The sequence below is a fragment of the Candidatus Weimeria sp. HCP3S3_B5 genome (assembly GCF_052064335.1).
GTDB lineage: Bacteria > Bacillota > Clostridia > Lachnospirales > Lachnospiraceae > Weimeria.
The window spans coordinates 1-17,805 of the sequence record NZ_JBQHVU010000009.1 but is presented as its reverse complement, the minus strand read 5'-3'; the positions used below and the strand labels follow the sequence as shown (position 1 = coordinate 17,805).

Annotated in this window: 12 protein-coding genes; all 12 read left to right on the top strand. The window is 44.5% G+C overall.

Annotated elements, in window-relative coordinates:
* The first annotated feature begins 201 nt into the window (after nt 1-201).
* The 12 genes from ACTNCK_RS05810 (at nt 202) to ACTNCK_RS05755 (ending at nt 17,359) form a co-directional block, all read left to right on the top strand.
* On the top strand, nt 202-1,137 hold the full coding sequence (locus ACTNCK_RS05810) for a restriction endonuclease subunit M (RefSeq protein WP_441081571.1): 936 nt from the start codon (nt 202-204) through the stop codon (nt 1,135-1,137).
* A 143-nt stretch (nt 1,138-1,280) separates the two neighbouring features.
* Nucleotides 1,281-2,312, top strand: a complete 1,032-nt coding sequence (locus ACTNCK_RS05805; protein ID WP_441081570.1) for a PDDEXK nuclease domain-containing protein — start codon at nt 1,281-1,283, stop codon at nt 2,310-2,312.
* A gap of 2 nt (nt 2,313-2,314) precedes the next feature.
* Entirely contained in the window at nt 2,315-2,539 is a 225-nt protein-coding gene (locus tag ACTNCK_RS05800; protein WP_441081569.1) for a helix-turn-helix domain-containing protein, read from the top strand.
* A gap of 35 nt (nt 2,540-2,574) precedes the next feature.
* Nucleotides 2,575-5,805 (top strand): helicase-related protein, encoded by a 3,231-nt coding sequence (locus ACTNCK_RS05795; protein WP_441081568.1) that lies wholly within the window; start codon nt 2,575-2,577, stop codon nt 5,803-5,805.
* Entirely contained in the window at nt 5,806-6,438 is a 633-nt protein-coding gene (locus tag ACTNCK_RS05790) for a DUF4391 domain-containing protein (RefSeq protein WP_441081567.1), read from the top strand.
* Entirely contained in the window at nt 6,425-8,413 is a 1,989-nt protein-coding gene (locus ACTNCK_RS05785; RefSeq protein ID WP_441081566.1) for a site-specific DNA-methyltransferase, read from the top strand. Before ACTNCK_RS05790 ends, ACTNCK_RS05785 begins: the two co-directional genes overlap by 14 nt.
* A gap of 16 nt (nt 8,414-8,429) precedes the next feature.
* Nucleotides 8,430-9,488 carry a PDDEXK nuclease domain-containing protein gene (locus ACTNCK_RS05780; RefSeq protein ID WP_441081565.1) on the top strand — a complete coding sequence of 353 codons (1,059 nt, stop codon included), beginning with the start codon at nt 8,430-8,432 and terminating at the stop codon, nt 9,486-9,488.
* A 124-nt stretch (nt 9,489-9,612) separates the two neighbouring features.
* Complete coding sequence (locus ACTNCK_RS05775) at nt 9,613-12,690, top strand: type III restriction-modification system endonuclease (RefSeq protein WP_441081564.1); 3,078 nt, start codon at nt 9,613-9,615, stop codon at nt 12,688-12,690.
* A gap of 68 nt (nt 12,691-12,758) precedes the next feature.
* On the top strand, nt 12,759-13,475 hold the full coding sequence (locus ACTNCK_RS05770) for a hypothetical protein (protein ID WP_441081563.1): 717 nt from the start codon (nt 12,759-12,761) through the stop codon (nt 13,473-13,475).
* The gene (locus ACTNCK_RS05765; RefSeq protein WP_441081562.1) at nt 13,472-15,016 is read left to right on the top strand and encodes a hypothetical protein; all 1,545 of its coding nucleotides are present in this window, start codon (nt 13,472-13,474) and stop codon (nt 15,014-15,016) included. The genes ACTNCK_RS05770 and ACTNCK_RS05765 overlap by 4 nt, the downstream gene beginning before the upstream one ends.
* 826 nt (nt 15,017-15,842) lie before the next feature.
* Nucleotides 15,843-16,361, top strand: a complete 519-nt coding sequence (locus ACTNCK_RS05760; protein ID WP_441081561.1) for a pyridoxamine 5'-phosphate oxidase family protein — start codon at nt 15,843-15,845, stop codon at nt 16,359-16,361.
* The gene (locus tag ACTNCK_RS05755) at nt 16,358-17,359 is read left to right on the top strand and encodes a Fic family protein (RefSeq protein WP_441081560.1); all 1,002 of its coding nucleotides are present in this window, start codon (nt 16,358-16,360) and stop codon (nt 17,357-17,359) included. Before ACTNCK_RS05760 ends, ACTNCK_RS05755 begins: the two co-directional genes overlap by 4 nt.
* The last annotated feature ends 446 nt before the right edge of the window (nt 17,360-17,805 follow it).

Below are 17,805 nucleotides of genomic sequence, written 5' to 3'. Positions count from 1 at the left end.
TTAATCCCTCGCACCTCTGACCTCACACCTCGCACCTAGAAGCTGACAGACAACTTGTCTTCATGTTATGGTAAGGCAAGAGAGGAAGCATGAATGTTTGACAAATACAAGGAGGAATATGATAAAATCTATGCATGACATTGCTGGCAGGATCAGTCACTGAAATGAAGCTTAAATGGAAAAAGGAGGCCTGTTACTTCGGTGGAAAAGCTAATAGATATCGGAAGTGGGCCTGTAGCGTCTTTCCTTTCCATACTCATCAAGGATAAATCCACAAGGAATAATATCATATGGGCGACTGACACCTATCAGGAGCTTGGCCTTGGGTTTTCGGATACGGAGCAGATGAATAAGAAGCTGCTTTTTTTGCATTCTGAAATAATAAAGCCAAGGATACAGAAATCACAGGAGGCTCAGGCAGAACGTACAAGGAAAAAGGCTGAGGTTTTTACTCCGGCATGGCTTTGTAATCTGATGAATGACCATTGCGATGAGGAATGGTTCGGAAGATCTGATGTCTTCAATACGGCAAACGATGATCACAGCTGGACTGTGAATGAGGACCGGATAGAGTTTCCGGAGGGGAAGACCTGGCAGCAGTATGTGGATTCGAGGCGACTTGAGATCACATGCGGAGAGGCTCCTTATCTGGTTTCCAGATACGATGTATCCACAGGAGAGCCTATCTGTCCCCTCAGGCGTCGTATAGGGCAGCTTGACAGGAAGCTCCGTATAGTAGATGAGAATGCAACGGATTATGATGAGTGGGTCAAATGGGTGATTCGGGCCTTTGAGGCATCATACGGTTATGAATATCAGGGTGACAACCTGCTGATAGCAAGGGCCAATCTACTGCTTACCTTTATGGATTACTACAGGGACAGATGGGAGATGGATCCGGACCAGGGGCTGCTAAAGCAGATCGCAAACAGGATCGTCTGGAATATCTGGCAGATGGATGGCCTTAAGGACACTGTCCCACTCGGAAAGCCCCGCGAGGAATATCATCAGATGTCTCTGTTTGAGACCGTGCCGGAAATGACAGAGACAGAAGAGGAGCCTGGAGCGATACCATGCAGGATCTATAACTGGAGAAGTAATGAATCCATACTGTTTCGGGATCTGAAGGAAGACTGATGATCAAAGGGTATCCTTTTTTTCTGAATCGGGACAGAGAGGCCCCATGATTTCGAAAGCACTGGGCTTAGGTCTTATGATCATGGCGGATGTCATCATGCACGTCAGTAGCAAGTTATAGGTTTATAAAGAGGCAATGATATATGGAAGAAACTGGTCTACTTGCAGATGCAGGATACAAAGACCTGCTTAAAAACATCGGAACAGCGTTAAACAACGGCAGACAGAAAGCTGTTAATCAGGTCAACCAGGCCATTGTCGAAACAAACTGGAATATTGGCAGATATATCGTTTTGTATGAACAGGCAGGATATGAGAAAGCAGAATATGGTTCGGAAACCTTAAAGCGACTGTCTCATGATCTGAGCGAAAGATATGGAAAAGGCTTTGGCATGAGCAATGTGAATAAGATGCGCAAGCTATATCTTACATTTCCAATTTTGCAGACACTGTCTGCAAAATTAAGCTGGAGCCATTATGTAGAGCTGCTCAAAATTGATGATCCACAGGAAAGATCATTTTATCTGCAAGAGTGTGAGCAGGAAAACTGGGGTGTGAGGGAGCTGAAGCGGCAGATGAAAAGCATGCTGTTTCAACGATTGGTACTGAGTAAAAACAAAGATGAAGTCATTCGTCTGGCGCAGCAGGGACAAATCATTGAAAAGCCGGAAGATATTGTAAAAGATCCATATGTATTTGAATTTGTTGGGCTTCCGGAATTACCTGTCTATAAGGAAGGCGATCTGGAGACAGCTCTGATAAACAACCTGAGTCAGTTCCTTCTTGAACTTGGCAAAGGTTTTACGTATGTAGGCAGACAACAGCGCATAAATATCGGCGGTAGAATTTTTAAAATTGATCTCGTGTTCTATCACCGTATTCTAAAATGCTTTGTTCTGATTGATCTGAAACGTGGAGAAGTCCAGCATGAAGACATCGGGCAAATGAATTTATATCTCAATTATTATAGAGAAGAAATGAATACGCCCGGGGATACAGAACCAATTGGTATTGTTATGGGTGCCTATGAGGATAAACTGATGGTGAAATATGCCACACAGAATATTTCTAATCAGCTTTTTGTCAGCCGCTATCAGCTCTATCTTCCTGACAAAGACCAGTTAGAAAATGAAATCCGCAGATTTATGGATGCTGATGCTGCAAAGGAGAAGTGATTATGGGCAAGAAAGACCTCCGGGAGCAGAGTGGTATCAGCACAACTTCTCTTGCAAAGTTAGGAAAGGGCGAGAATATTACCACAGACGTATTGCTGAAGATTTGTGAAGCGTTGAACTGTAATATTAATGAAATCATGAGAGTGAGTCGGAACCCGGAGACGAGAAAAAAGTACTCGACACAGACCCTGTGGACGTCAAGCAGAAGTCTGATACAGAAAGTGTGAAGCAGTAATCCGGCAGCAGGGATGGAGTCGTTTTAATGGATACATTCAATAATACAACCAAGGTCGTAAAGGATGACCTTACGAAAAAAATACAGTCAGGCAGCAAGGTGTCCATTGCGGCGGCATGCTTCTCCATTTATGCATATCAGGCATTAAAAGACGAGTTGGAAAGCTGCGATGAGTTCCGGTTTATATTTACGTCTCCGACATTTGTCGCTGAGAAGACACCGAAGGAGCGTAGGGAATTCTATATTCCGAGGCTGAACCGAGAGAAGAGTCTGTACGGTACAGAGTTTGAAGTGCGTCTTCGGAATGAACTGAAACAGAAGGCCGTGGCCAGGGAATGCGCTGACTGGATGCATCGCAAAGTTTTCTTCCGAACCAACACTACCAGAGAAGGAATGAATAATTTCCTTGTCGTTGAAAATCCGGAGGACTCCTATACCTATATGCCGATGAACTCGTTCACGGCAGTTGATCTTGGATGCGAGCGTGGGAACAACATCAGTAACATGGTGACCCGGTTTGAGAATCCGGCCAGCAAAGAATTTCTGAATCTTTTTGAAACTGTCTGGAATGATAAAGAAAAACTCACGGATGTAACGAATGAAGTCATCGACATGATCTCTTCGGTCTATCAGGAGAATTCTCCGGAACTGATCTATTTTATGACACTCTATAATATCTTCAGTGAGTTCCTCGATGACATTTCGGAGGATGTTCTTCCAAATGAGGCGACCGGGTTCAAGGACAGCGTGATCTGGAACAAACTCTACAATTTTCAGAAGGATGCTGCTCTTGGCATTATCAATAAGCTTGAACAGTACAATGGCTGCATTCTTGCAGACAGTGTAGGACTCGGTAAGACGTTCACGGCACTTGCCGTCATTAAGTATTACGAAGGTAGAAACAAGAACGTACTTGTTCTGTGCCCAAAGAAGCTTTCGGAGAACTGGATGACCTATCGCGGGAATCTGGTAAACAACCCGCTGGCTGCTGACCGATTTCGCTATGATGTCCTCTACCATACGGATCTTTCCAGAAATAGCGGCATGACACCAATCGGACTGCCAATCGACCGGATCAAGTGGGGAAACTATGACCTTGTTGTGATCGATGAGAGTCATAACTTTCGTAATGGAAATGGTACCAATACCCACGGCGGAGAAAAAGAAAACCGGTATATGCGGTTAATGAACCGAGTGATAAAGCCTGGGGTACGAACCAAGGTGCTGATGCTTTCTGCTACGCCGGTGAATAACCGGTTCTATGATCTCCGCAATCAGTTGGCACTGGCCTATGAGGGGAATCCGGAAGAGATTAATGAAAAGCTGGATATAAAATCGGACATTGACACGATCTTCCGGCAGGCCCAGAAAGTCTATAACGCATGGTGCAAACTCCCGGAAAAGGAACGGACAACTCAGAATCTTCTGTCGCAGCTTGATTTTGATTTCTTTGAAGTTCTGGATGCGGTTACCATTGCCAGATCGCGGCACCATATTCAGACCTATTATGATACGAAGGATATTGGAACATTCCCGACCCGCAATAAGCCAATTTCTCTTTATCCGAAACTGACGGATAAGAAAGGTGCCATCAATTACAAGGAAGTATATGAGTGCTTATCGGATCTGAAACTTACGATCTATACGCCAACTCAGTTCATTTTGCCAAGCAAGCTTTCAAAGTATCTGTCTGAAGAGGAGACAGAAAACTTCCGAAAGGGACGTGAGACCGGTATCCAGCGCCTGATGAGTATCAACCTACTGAAGCGGATGGAAAGCTCCGTTCATTCCTTCCTTCTGACTGTGAAGCGGGTGTACCAGTATCTATATGATACGGATCAGATCATCAGCGATTTTATGCAGAATGGAACAGGTAATCTGGATGAGATGTCAGATCTGTCTGGAGCCGCAGCAGACTTTGATGACGATGATCAGAACACGGACTTCTTTTCCGTAGGAAAGAAAGTGCAGATCGACCTTCGGGACATGGATTACATTTCGTGGAAACGAGATATGGATGCGGACCTTGATACGTTATCCGTCCTTGTCAGCATGGTTGAAGATATCACGCCAGAATACGATTATAAGCTGAACCAGCTCTTGAAAGTCATTCGGGAGAAGGAAGAAAAACCGATCAATCCGGGCAACAGGAAAGTTCTGATCTTTACGGCGTTTGCGGATACGGCAGAATACCTGTATGAGAATATTGCCCCGAGTGCAAAAAAACTAGGGTTGAATACAGCGCTTGTAACCGGAAGCGTGGAAGGAAGGACGACGATCCCGAATTTTAAGGCAGAAATGAACCATGTGCTTTCCTGTTTTTCTCCGATGTCGAAAGACAGGGATGTCCTTTATCCGAAGGACACAAATAATAACATCGATATTCTGATCGGGACGGACTGTATTTCTGAAGGACAAAACCTGCAGGACTGCGACTACTGCATCAATTACGACATTCATTGGAATCCCGTCCGGATCATTCAGCGGTTTGGCAGAATTGACCGTATCGGCAGTAAAAATAAAGTGATCCAGCTGGTGAACTTCTGGCCAGATCTGACGCTGGACGAGTACATCAACCTGAAAGCCAGGGTCGAAACCAGAATGCGCATCTCCGTCATGACTTCGACCGGCGATGATGACCTGATCAACCAGGATGAAAAGGGTGATCTGGAATATCGGAAAGCGCAGCTAAAGAAACTGCAGGAGAAAGTTGTCGATCTGGAAGAAATGAATTCCGGCATTTCCATTACGGATATGGGGCTCAATGATTTCCGAATGGATCTTCTTGCCTACATGAAAGAGCATAAGGACATTGACCATATGCCGTTTGGAATCCACGCGGTCGCACATGGAGAAAAGCCCGGCGTGATCTTTGTCCTGAAGAATGTGAATACGAAGATCAATATCAAGAATCAGAACCGACTGCATCCGTTTTATATGGTTTATGTAGGAAAAGACGGGGAGATCATTACCAACCATCTGCAGCCGAAGGACACGCTTGATGAGATGCGGCATATAGCCAGAGGCAAGGCTGAACCGGATAAGGAACTGTGCAGGGTATTCAATAAGGAAACTAAGGATGGCCGGAACATGAGCAAGGTCTCCCAGCTTCTCGAAGATGCTATCGGTTCGATTATCGATGCAAAAGACGAGGAGGACATTTCCAGCTTCTTCTCTGCTGGTGAGACAACGTTTCAGTCCGGCGGATTTTCAGGACTTGAGGATTTTGAACTGATCTGTTTTATGGTGGTGATGTAAATGATCGATTTCCCAGCAAGTACCATAGTGCGACAACGATTGCCTAAGGAAGCCTTTTATAAACGTCTTTCTCTGACCGCCGTGCTTAAGCAAAAGTTTGTATCAGATGTCGACCGTATTATAGTGGAAAACAGCCTGACAAAAGGAAACCTGAATCTCGCGAAGGACTCAGAGATAAATGAAATCCTGCTTCTGTCGATAATTCTTAAGAGACAGGATTTCGATGGGAAGATTGTCGAGGCTATCGCCCGGCAGAATCCGCATAAGCTCATCTTCATGCTTGTGTATGATGACGAGCGGCAGCTGGCGGTTTATCACAGCAAGCTGTATCGGACAGACTGGATGAAGGAAAACAAGCTGTCTCTGACACTTGCCGGGAACACGCTCGATGAGATATGGGATGACCTCGTAAGGCAGATTGCTATTTCATCAGAAGCTGTGTTACAAAGGCAGGATCGGACGATAGATGAACAGCTGAAAGACCAGGACGAGATCGACAGGCTGAACAAGCTGATAAAGAAAACAGAAGCCGCTGCATGGAAGGAACAGCAGCCTAAGAAGCGGTTTGAACTATATTCGAAGTTAAAGGATTACCAAAAACAACTGGAGGGAATCACAAATGGAAAAGCTTAAGATGCACACACCGGATCTGGCGGAGGAGAACTACAAGAAACTGGCTGCTCTCTTCCCGGATGCTGTAACCGAAACCATCGATGATGATGGCAATGTAGTCCGTGCCATTGATAAAGATGTACTTATGCAGGAAATCAACACAAAGGTTGTTGACGGCAATGAGGAACGCTATCAGTTCACTTGGCCTGATAAGAAGAAGTCCGTTCTTCTTGCCAACGCCCCGATCAATAAGACGCTGCGCCCTGTTCGCGAAGATGAAACAGTTCCCACTGGGGCAGATAGTGAGGGAAAACCTTATTTCAGCAGCGGTAGTGTAAACTTTGACACCACCGAAAACCTCTATATCGAGGGTGATAATCTTGAGGTGCTGAAGCTGTTGCAGGAAACCTATCTCGGCAAAATCAAGATGATCTACATTGATCCTCCGTACAATACCGGAAGTGACTTTGTGTATGAAGATGACTTTGCCCAGAGCACAGATGAGTACCTTGCTAACAGCGGGCAATACGATGAAGATGGCAACCGTCTGTTTGCGAATACGGAAAACAATGGTCGTTTTCACACAGATTGGCTTAATATGCTGTATCCAAGGCTTCGACTTTCAAAGGATTTGTTGACAGTTGATGGTGTTATCCTTGTATCAATCGACAACAATGAAGTTGTCAATCTCCGCAAAATGCTTGATGAAGTTTTTGGCTCGGATAACTGCATGGGTATTATTGCGAATATAAACAATCCAAAAGGTAGGTCTGACGATAAGTACATTGCGACGACGCATGAATATTTGTTGGTATATGCAAAAGATGTGTCTAAAGTCGAATGGTACGGCTTTGAACCGACCGAAGAAATTACTAAACGCTATAACAAAGTCGATTTGGATGGCAAATGGTATCGTGAAATTGACCTGAGAAAAACTGGAGAAAACGACTTGAGAGAGGACAGACCCAATCTGTTCTATTTCTTCTACTACTCTGAGGATACTGGCGACTTTTATCCAGACCGAGCTGATTATATTAAGAATGGGTACATTCAAATCAAACCTCAAAGAGAGGACGGAAAAGAAGGCAACTGGCGTTGGGGTATTGATACTGCAAAAAAACAGATTACAAATTTGGCTCCTAAATTTATGCCTTCAAGAAAAGTCTGGGGTGTAATGCAAAAGGATTACCTTGAAGGGCGTGCATTAGTTAAACCTACAAGTTCCTGGACGTTCAAAGATGTTAATAGTGAAAGAGGAACGGAGGAGTTTATCGAGCTAGGCTTTGACAAAAGAATTTTTCCAAAACCGAAGCCTTTAGGCACCATTAAAAGGTGTCTAAAACTAGCAACAAGCGGAGAGGGGATAATTCTTGACTTCTTCTCCGGCTCAGCTACAACCGCCCACGCTGTTATGCAGATGAATGCTGAAGATGGCGGACACCGCAAGTTCATTATGGTTCAGCTTCCGGAAAAGACCGGCGAAAAGAGCGAAGCCTACAAAGCCGGATACAAGAACATCTGCGAAATCGGAAAGGAGCGCATCCGTCGTGCCGGTAAGAAGATCAAAGAGGAAACCGGCGCTGATATCGACTACGGCTTCCGCTGTTTTAAAGTAGATTTTTCCAACATGAAGGACGTTTATTATCGCCCGGCAGATATTGGTCAGATGGATCTGGATCAGTTTACTGACAACATCAAGGAGGATCGCACACCGGAAGATCTTTTGATTCAGGTGATGCTCGATCTTGGCGTTCTTCTCTCGTCAAAGATAGAGCAGACGGAGATTGCCGGGAAGAAGGTTTTCTCTGTGGCTGATGGTTATCTAATCGCTTGCTTCGATAAGAATGTGACGGAAGATGTGGTAACGGCCATTGCAAAGCAGAAGCCTTTCTATGCCGTGTTCCGGGACAGTTCTTTTGGCTCTGACAGTGTGGCTGCAAACTTTGAGCAGATATTTGCGACATACAGCCCGCAGACAGTAAGGAAGGTGCTGTGATATGGCGGAGACAAGGATGATTGAGTATCACAGAACCGGTGATGTGGTAAAAGATACGGAAGAAATTGTCGATGCTGCCCAAAAGCGTGCTTATCAATCTGTAAATGTACTTCTGGTGCAGCGAAATTGGCTGATTGGAAGACGTATCGCAGAAGAGGAACTTTCCCAGAGCGGTCGGGCTGAATATGGTCTGGAAGTGATTAAATCTCTCGCAAAAAGCCTTACGAAGAGATATGGGCGTGGCTTCACAAAAAGTAATCTCTACAGCTTCTATTCCTTTTATCGGGAATTCCCAGAGATTTTCCAGACAGTGAGTGGAAAATCTCAGCAGTTCCTCTCATGGACACACTATCGCGTCCTTTTGCAGGTAAAAGACCGCAAGGCACGAGACTGGTATGAACGTGAAGCTTTTCAGGAAGGCTGGAGTGTACGGACTCTACAGAGGAATGTATCTTCTCAGTATTATTATCGGATGCTGAAGACGCAGAGGCCGGAAGCAGTCAAACAGGAAATGCAGATGCTGACGTCTTCATATCAGGACAAACTGGAATTCATCAAGAATCCGGTTATTGCAGAATTTCTTGGAATGCATGAAGATACTTCGTATCTGGAATCTGATTTGGAGCAGAGCATTATTGACAACCTGCAGAAATTTCTGATGGAAATGGGGAAGGGATATGCCTTTGTCGCCAGGCAGCAGCATATTCACACAGAAAAGGAAGATTATTATATTGATCTTGTTTTCTACAACTACATCTTGAAATGTTTTGTGCTGATTGACCTGAAGACGAAAAAGATTACATATCAGGACGTTGGCCAGATGGATATGTATATCCAGATGTATGACGAACTGAAAAAAAGGCCGGATGATAATCCAACGCTAGGAATTGTTCTCTGCACCGACACGGATGAAGACATTGCAAAATATTCCGTGATGCACGGTAATGAGCAGCTCTTTGCATCAAAATACAAGCTTTATCTTCCTACAGATGAGGAACTGCGTGCGGAGATTGAGAGCCAGAAAGCGTTTTTTAAACTGGCACATAATGATTCGGAAAACGACAAGGATAAATGATGCAATATGAACATTGTGCATTTCAGGAATGCGCAATCTATTTTTAAGCCTTCACAGCAAGTGTTTGAAAGTTGGATTTGGTACGCTGCGTGCCAAATCTGATTGAGAGAAGAAGGATGAATATATGGCAGAAATGAAATTTAAATTTACCATACAGAGCTATCAGACGGATGCGGTTAATAGTGTAGTCAGGGTATTCGCCGGTCAGCCGTATCAGGATAAGATAAGCTATCGCCGGGATACCGGAACGCAGGAAATAGAACGTGATCTTTTTAATTACAATCTGTCTGACGAAGAACTGTACATGGGATTTGCCAATGCACCGGTCGCTTTGGATCAGTACCAGATTCTAAAAAACATTCAGGACGTTCAGAACGATAACAACATCAAAGAATCCTCATCTTTGGCAAAGCATATGGGAGCCTGCTCTCTTGATGTGGAAATGGAAACCGGAACCGGGAAAACTTATGTCTACATCAAAACCATGTTCGAGCTGAACAAGCAATATGGCTGGAGCAAGTTCATCGTGGTTGTACCATCTATCGCTATTCGCGAAGGTGTACAGAAGAGTTTCGAGATGATGCAGGACCATTTCATGGAGCAGTACGGCAAGAAGGCCCGTTTCTTTGTCTATAACTCTAAGAATCTGACGGATATCGATAACTTCAGTTCAAGTGCCGATCTGTCTGTCATGATCATCAATGTGCAGGCGTTCAATGCCCGCGGTAAGGATGCCCGCAGAATCCGTATGGAATTGGATGAGTTTGGCAGCCGCAAGCCTATTGATGTCATTCAGGCTAACCGTCCGATTGTGATTCTGGATGAACCGCAGAAAATGGGTGGTCAGAAGACACAGGAATCTCTGAAGGAATTTAATCCGCTCTTCACTCTGAACTATTCCGCAACACATAAAGAACATCATGACCTGGTTTATGTTCTGGATGCGCTGGATGCATACCGGATGAAGCTGGTTAAGAAAATTGAAGTCAAGGGCTTCGATATCAAGAACCTTCGTGGGACAGATGGATATCTGTTCCTTGAAGATATCGTTATTTCACCAAAGAAGCCACCAATGGCTCGCCTGAAATTTGAAATCGGTTATGACAAATCCATTAACCGGGAGACTCGTATCGTAGGTGTCGATGATGACCTCTACGCTCTTTCTAAAGGTATGGAGCAATATAATGGCTACCACATTAACGAAATCGATCCGATACGCGGTATTGTGACATTCACAAATAATGTGGAGATTCATACTGGTGAAGTGTTGGGCGATGTCAGCGAGAAGGATATCCGCCGGGTGCAGATTAGGGAGACAATCCGCTCTCACTTTGAGAAGGAAAAAGAACTCTACAATCGCGGTATTAAAACACTTTCACTGTTCTTTATCGACAAGGTTGAGAATTACCGGAAGTACGATGCGGACGGCAATGAGGTCAATTCAGAATATGGGCAGATGTTTGAGGAGGAATATACAGCGATTCTGAATGAATATCTGAGCCTTTTCAATACTCCTTATGAACAGTATCTGCGCAGCATTGATGTCCATGACACTCATGCCGGGTATTTCAGCATTGACAAGAAAGGGCACAAAGCAGATCCTAGACTCAAGCGCGGCACGAATATCAGCGATGACGAGTCCGCTTATGAACTGATTCTTAAAGACAAAGAGAAACTGCTGTCTTTGGATAACCCCGTGCGGTTTATATTCTCCCACTCTGCTCTGCGAGAAGGATGGGATAATCCGAATGTCTTCCAGATCTGCACCCTGAAACATGGCGGGGACTCCACCACCAACAAGCGGCAGGAAGTAGGACGAGGTCTTCGTATCTGTGTGAATCAATCCGGCGACCGGATGGACGAGCATGTACTCGGCTCAGAGGTGCAGCAGGTGAATAAGCTGACGGTTATCGCCAGCGACGGCTACAAGGACTTTGTCTCTTCTCTTCAGAAGGAAATCAAGGATGACCTGTACGAGCGCCCGACAAAGGCAACTCCGGAGTATTTCCAGGGCAAGTGGCTTAAGATCGGTGATGATGTAATTACCGTCACCAGTGATCAGGCGCATACGATTTACTTCTATCTCGCGAAGAATGATTACATTGACGAAGATGGTCATGTGACGGACAAGTATCGTGCCGACACTGAGAACAAGACGCTGGCTCCGCTGCCGGAAAAGGTGAAAGACATTGCTGATGGTGTTCATGCACTCGTGCAGGGTATCTTCGATGAGCATGCGCTTGACGGCATGATCGATGACGGCAATGCGACCAAGATTCAGGAGAACGCGCTGAATGATAATTTCTACAAGAAGGAGTTCCAGACACTCTGGAATTACATCAACCACAAGTGGAGTTACACAGTGCATTTTGACAGTGAGGAGCTGATTCAGAAGTCAATTCAGCATATTGATGAGAAGCTCTTTGTCGCGAAGCTCCAGTACACAGTTACCACAGGGACACAGGGCGAGGACTGGTCTGCTGATACGGTAAAATCCGGCAGCGGTTTTGTCGCTGAGAAGAGCCATACCTACAATTTGGATCGAGGCGAGACCAGCCAGGTAAAGTATGACCTGATAGGGAAGATTGGTGCCGGGACACACCTTACCAGAAGAACTGTCACGGCAATCCTGAAAGGAATCTCACCGCTTAAGTTTGCTATGTATGTTAACAATCCTGAGGAGTTCATTTCCAAGGTGTCGCGGTTAATCAACGAAGAAAAGGCTACTATGATTGTTGACGATATTACCTATAACAAGACAGACGGAACTTACGACTCAGAGATTTTTACCGCGGAGAAGAACAAGGACTTCTCCAGGGCATATCTGGCTAAGAAAAATGTGCAAGATTATGTCTTTGCCGATGGGACAGCAGAGAAGTCTATCGAGCGTAAATTTGCCGAGGACATGGATCTGGACGACAAGGTCGTAGTCTATGCGAAACTCCCGCGCGGTTTTCAGATTCCGACTCCGGTAGGTAATTACGCTCCCGACTGGGCGATTGCCTTTCAGAAGGGAACTGTGAAACACATTTACTTTGTGGCAGAGACAAAGGGCTCGATGGACAGCATGGATCTGCGTCCTATCGAACAGGCAAAAATAAAATGTGCCAAGAAGCTGTTTAACGAGATTTCAACAGACGATGTGGTTTACGGACAAGTGGATTCCTACCAGAATCTGCTCAGCATGATGAATGCAAATTAATTGATGAAATGGTAATTGAGTATGGCTTATGGAAAAACAATAGATCGGAGTAAAGGAGGAAGATACGAATGAAAAAGTTGATAATTGTATGTGAGGAGCGCCTCAAGACCTATGGCACCTTTCTTTCGCAGCTTATCAGTTTAAAGGACGATAAGGGCGATTCTGTCATTGGAATCAAAGATGGATCAACAGCGGCTCAGGTTTGGACTGAGAAGGAATACGCTTCTAATGCTGCCCAGATTTCGTCAGAACAATATATTTTGTTTATAGGAAATAGCAGCCTTATTAAGGAAAAGAGAAACTTCATGCAAGAGAAGTTTTCAAGATATGGAATGAAATACGGATGGCTGGGGGAACAAGGCGTTATGTTTGTTGAGAGTGTTGTCCCGGCTGATGAATATGATGACTTTATCGCATTTGCAACAGAATATCAGCCAGAAATAAAGGCACTTGAAGAGAAGAATAATGTCCTTAAACTTCCATACATTATAGGCGATGTCATCGAAACTGCTTCTATAGAGATTGATGAAGCTATTGAAAAAGCAGATGTCAAGAAAAAGCCTTTTGCACCGCCAAGGTTCCTGAGGGATGCGGCTCGCGAGATTCAGAAAAAAAGTGTTAAAGTTCTTAATACTGCTGCAAAGAACATCAATAAAGCCTCTATGGATCTGAATACAGCTGTTAACAGCAAGAAGATTGAAGATCAGGAATACTCATGCCTCACCTTGTTGTTCTATATGCAAGGGCTCAGTGACTTCCTCGGGTTTAGTGAGGAAACGTTATGATGGCAGGAACCGGTTTTAAGGAAGGGTATGACTTCTTTGAGAAGAGTGCCGGAGCCATAGCAGGAGCCTTTGAAGGTGAAGATTTTGCGATTTCCCGTGCAAACTATCTCGCCGATGTCGAAAAAGAAATAAATACACTTGAGCAGAGCATAAATGATTTTGCTGGCGTGAAGACAGCCAAGGAGATGTTGAAAGGTGATATTGCTGAGTTTTGGCATGCAGGTACCTTTAACGTGAATGCGGCCACAAACGAATCAGTTCATAGAGCGATTGTAGATAGAAGTCATGATTTTGGCTCTGTAGATATTTCGACTAATTTCGGAAATAACTATGGATTGAAATATTATGCTAACGGACAGGAAAGCGCCAAAGCTCAGGCAATCAGTGTGTTTCAGCGTTTCAAAGAATATCAGTCTCATGGCGGAAAAGATGACTTAGCAAAATTCCTATCTGACAGGCAGTACGACAGCGATGCAGTCATCAATGATCCGATTTATTCAGGACAAATCAGGGTTATCCCTCGTGACCAGATGACGGAAGCGACTAAATGGCTGGAAGAGATGATCGCAAAGGAAGGAGCAAGGCGTCCGGAACAAGTCAAGAGATACCAAGAAACACTTGATATGCTTAGAGACAGAATTGCTGATACCGATGGAAATGAGTCTATTCCGTTGAGTAAGGATGATGCAGAAAAACTGGCTCAGCTGGCAAAAGAGGGAAAGTTCAAAGCAGAGAATTTCGGTATTGAAGCGCCTGAACTTTTAAACGCAGAACTCATAGTAAAACAGTCATTGAAGGCTGGTATGAGCGCCGCAGTTATTTCTCTGGTCTTAAAAGTCGGTCCTGAGATATATAAATCGATTGACTATCTTATAAAGAATGGTGAGATAGAGGAAGGCCAGTTCAAGAAGATAGGATTTGCCGCCGTCTCGGGAACTTCGGAAGGTTTTATTCGAGGCAGTGTTGCTTCTGCTATTACAGCGTGCTGCAAGAGCGGTATTCTTGGAGAAAGCCTGAAAGATATCAGCCCCGGAATAATATCAGCGGTTACAGTTATTGCGATGAATACCCTGAAAAATGCATATCAGGTAGCGCAGGGTAAAAAGAGCCGTACAGAATTATCGAATGAACTGGTGCGAGATGTATTCCTCACGACTTCGTCAATGGCAGTAGGAGCAGTTGCTCAGACCATCATACCTGTTCCCGTATTGGGATACATGATTGGAAGTATGGTAGGATCGGTAGTAGGAGTAGGATCATTCATTTACAAAATCGGACAGCAAGCTACTATTACATTCTGCGCAGAGACAGGGATTACGTTGTTTGGCCTTGTGGATCAGGATTATAAGCTTCCGGATGATGTAATTAAAGATATCGGAGTAGAAACCTTTGATTATGAGTCATTCGAACCTGAAACCTTTGATCCTGATTCATTTGAAACAGAAACCTTTGATTATGATACAATTCAGCCTGACAGTCTAGGAATTAAGTTTTTAAGAAGAGGTGTTATTGGAGTATCGAAAATAGGATATGTAGAATAATGCAAAACAGACCGCTAGGATAGCTTGAGTGGTCTGTTTTTCTTCTATTGCCAGGATCGTTTCCTGGTAGTCAGGCTGTTTTCTTTATGCCCGGATTTCCTGCCCGTTGCGGAAGGTTACCCGGATGTCGTCCTTTGCGTAGATTGTTACGTGGTCGACCAGTCCGCTCAAGGCATCTAGTGTGAATTCGGTAAGGCTGTCCGAGATATTTTCGAAGGCCTGAAGAAAATCCTCAGAGAGCCTGTGAAAAAAACTCTGTAAATTAGACAATACAAAGGTCTTCTATGATAAAATATTAAATCATAGGAGGCCTTTTATTATGGCAAACAGAAAAAAAGTTTACAAACCTAAACCAATGACCGAAGGAAAGAGAAATCTTATCCAGGAATGACTTCGATATCTGATATGTGATGATAGATTTACGTCGTATAGTCAGAACTTGAAACCGAAAAAACCAAACAACGTGTCATGTCACCAACCGAATACACCATATTGTTTTTCTCACTTATTTTTTGTAAAATAGTAAAGTAAATTTATAAATTGCCCTGCAAAAACTTCAATATGCTGGGCATATAATATGTGAGAACAAAAAATCCAGTCAACCGCAGCAACGGGGGAAAGTGAGAGTTTTTTATGATAACAAAAGCAGGCAGAGTGGGAATAGGACTTAAACGGATTGTAGCGGTATGTATCGCTATGGTATGTGTGATAGGGTGTATGCAGGGAAGTTAAAAATGCGTAGTAGCTATCTTGTAGAACAAAAAAAGGTAGGTTAAACGCGGTTCCTCCCACAGGCTTTTCCTGTGGGTTTCCCCGCTAAATATTTATGACTGAAGAACAATATGTACAGGCTGAGTCCTTCTGGACTCGAAAAGATGAAACCGAAAAGAAACTGGATGCTGATGCTCTGTACAGCTGGATAGACGAGTTCTTATCATCCCATAAGGTTCTTGCCCTGGCAACTGCCACGAAGGATTTTATTCGCTGCACGCCGCTTGAGTACAGTTGGTATGCCGGAGCACTTTGGATCTTCACCGAAGGCGGGCTTAAGTTCAAAGCCTTGAAGGAGAATAAGCATATCGCGGCAGCGGTCTTCGAGACGAGCGCTTCCTTTGGCGGACTTAGGTCACTGCAGATCGAAGGAACAGCGGAGCCTGTCGAGCTGTTCTCCGATGAATATAAGAATGTCGCGGAGTTCAGAAAGATACCGATGGAAGCATTGAAGAAACTTAAAGAGCCTATGTGGCTTTTGAAGATCGTGCCGTCAGAGATTACCTGCCTGAATTCGGATTTCAAGAAAGATGGATTTGGCAGCAGGCAGATATGGAAGAGGTGCCATTCATGAATGAGTATAAACCGCCATTTCACATGACGGATAAGATAACCAATCTTGTGGGAGATATCAGCGAGCAGATCGGCAGGATCAAAGTGCTCTCGCATGGCAATCTGAATCCGCATCTGAGAAAAGAAAACAGAATACGGACAATTCATTCGTCGCTTGCCATTGAGCATAATTCTCTTTCTCTTGAACAAGTTACGGCCATCATTGATGGAAAGCATATCCTTGGAAACCCAAATGAAATCCGGGAAGTGAAGAATGCCTACGATACATACGAGATGATGCTTTCTCTTGATCCCTATTCTGTGAAAGATTTGCTGAAGGCTCATAAGATGATGATGGAAGGCTTGATTCCGGAGAATGGGAAATTTCGCTCCGGAGGGGTAGGCGTGTTTGATGGAGATGTAGTCGTCCATATGGCTCCTCCTGCAAGACTTGTACCTGGAGAAATTCAGGATCTGTTCGACTGGTACAAATCCTCCGAAATCCACCCTTTGATCCGCAGTGCGATCTTCCATTACGAGTTCGAATTTATCCATCCGTTTGCAGACGGAAATGGACGAACGGGCAGGATGTGGCATAGTCTGCTTCTGGGAAAATGGAATGAGATATTTTACTGGCTGCCGATAGAAGAACTGATTCGTTCCCGACAGCAGGAGTACTATGACGCCCTCGGCAAATCAGACCGGGAATCTGATAGCAGCGCATTTGTAGAGTTCATGCTGGAAATCATCCTTGATACTCTGAGAGAAACGACAGTTGTAGGGGATGCTGACGAGGCGGTTAAAAAGACAAATCCTTCAGTACAGAAACTGCTTGATGTTCTCGGTGACGAGGAATTGTCCACTGCTCAAATCATGGAGAGACTTGACCTCTCTCATAGGCCGACGTTTCGCAAGAACTATCTGAATCCGGCATTAGCACAAGGAGTTATTGAAATGACAATTCCCGACAAACCTAACAGCCGAAATCAGAGGTACAGGAGAAAGCAACTTGATCGGTGACCGACCAAGATAAGCGACCAAGATACCGACCAAGTTAACGACAAACTGGGTTGAGACTCGTGATTAGATATTTGGTAGGTTGTGACTCGTGATTGGATGTCAGAAAGGATAAATAAGAGCAGGCAGTTCGGGTGGGCGCCTGCGCTTTCACTCGGCTGACTGGTTGAGCGTCAAAAAGGCTGGAAGTTAAGATTTAGTGCTTTATATTTTGAAAGCCTTCGCTATAATAAAAGTAGGAAATACCCTACTTTTGCGAAGGGAGGCGAACATTATGGAAGCAATATTAGATAAGAGCACTTTTTCCCGGAAGCACACCTGCTATTGAAATAGCGTTCCATCCTAAATTCCCGGTGTCTCCACACTAGGCTTTGCGTATAACGGTGCAACATCCATCGCTGTATACAGATCCTCCTGCTTTTTCAGGACTTCGCCCTGAATTGGTGTTT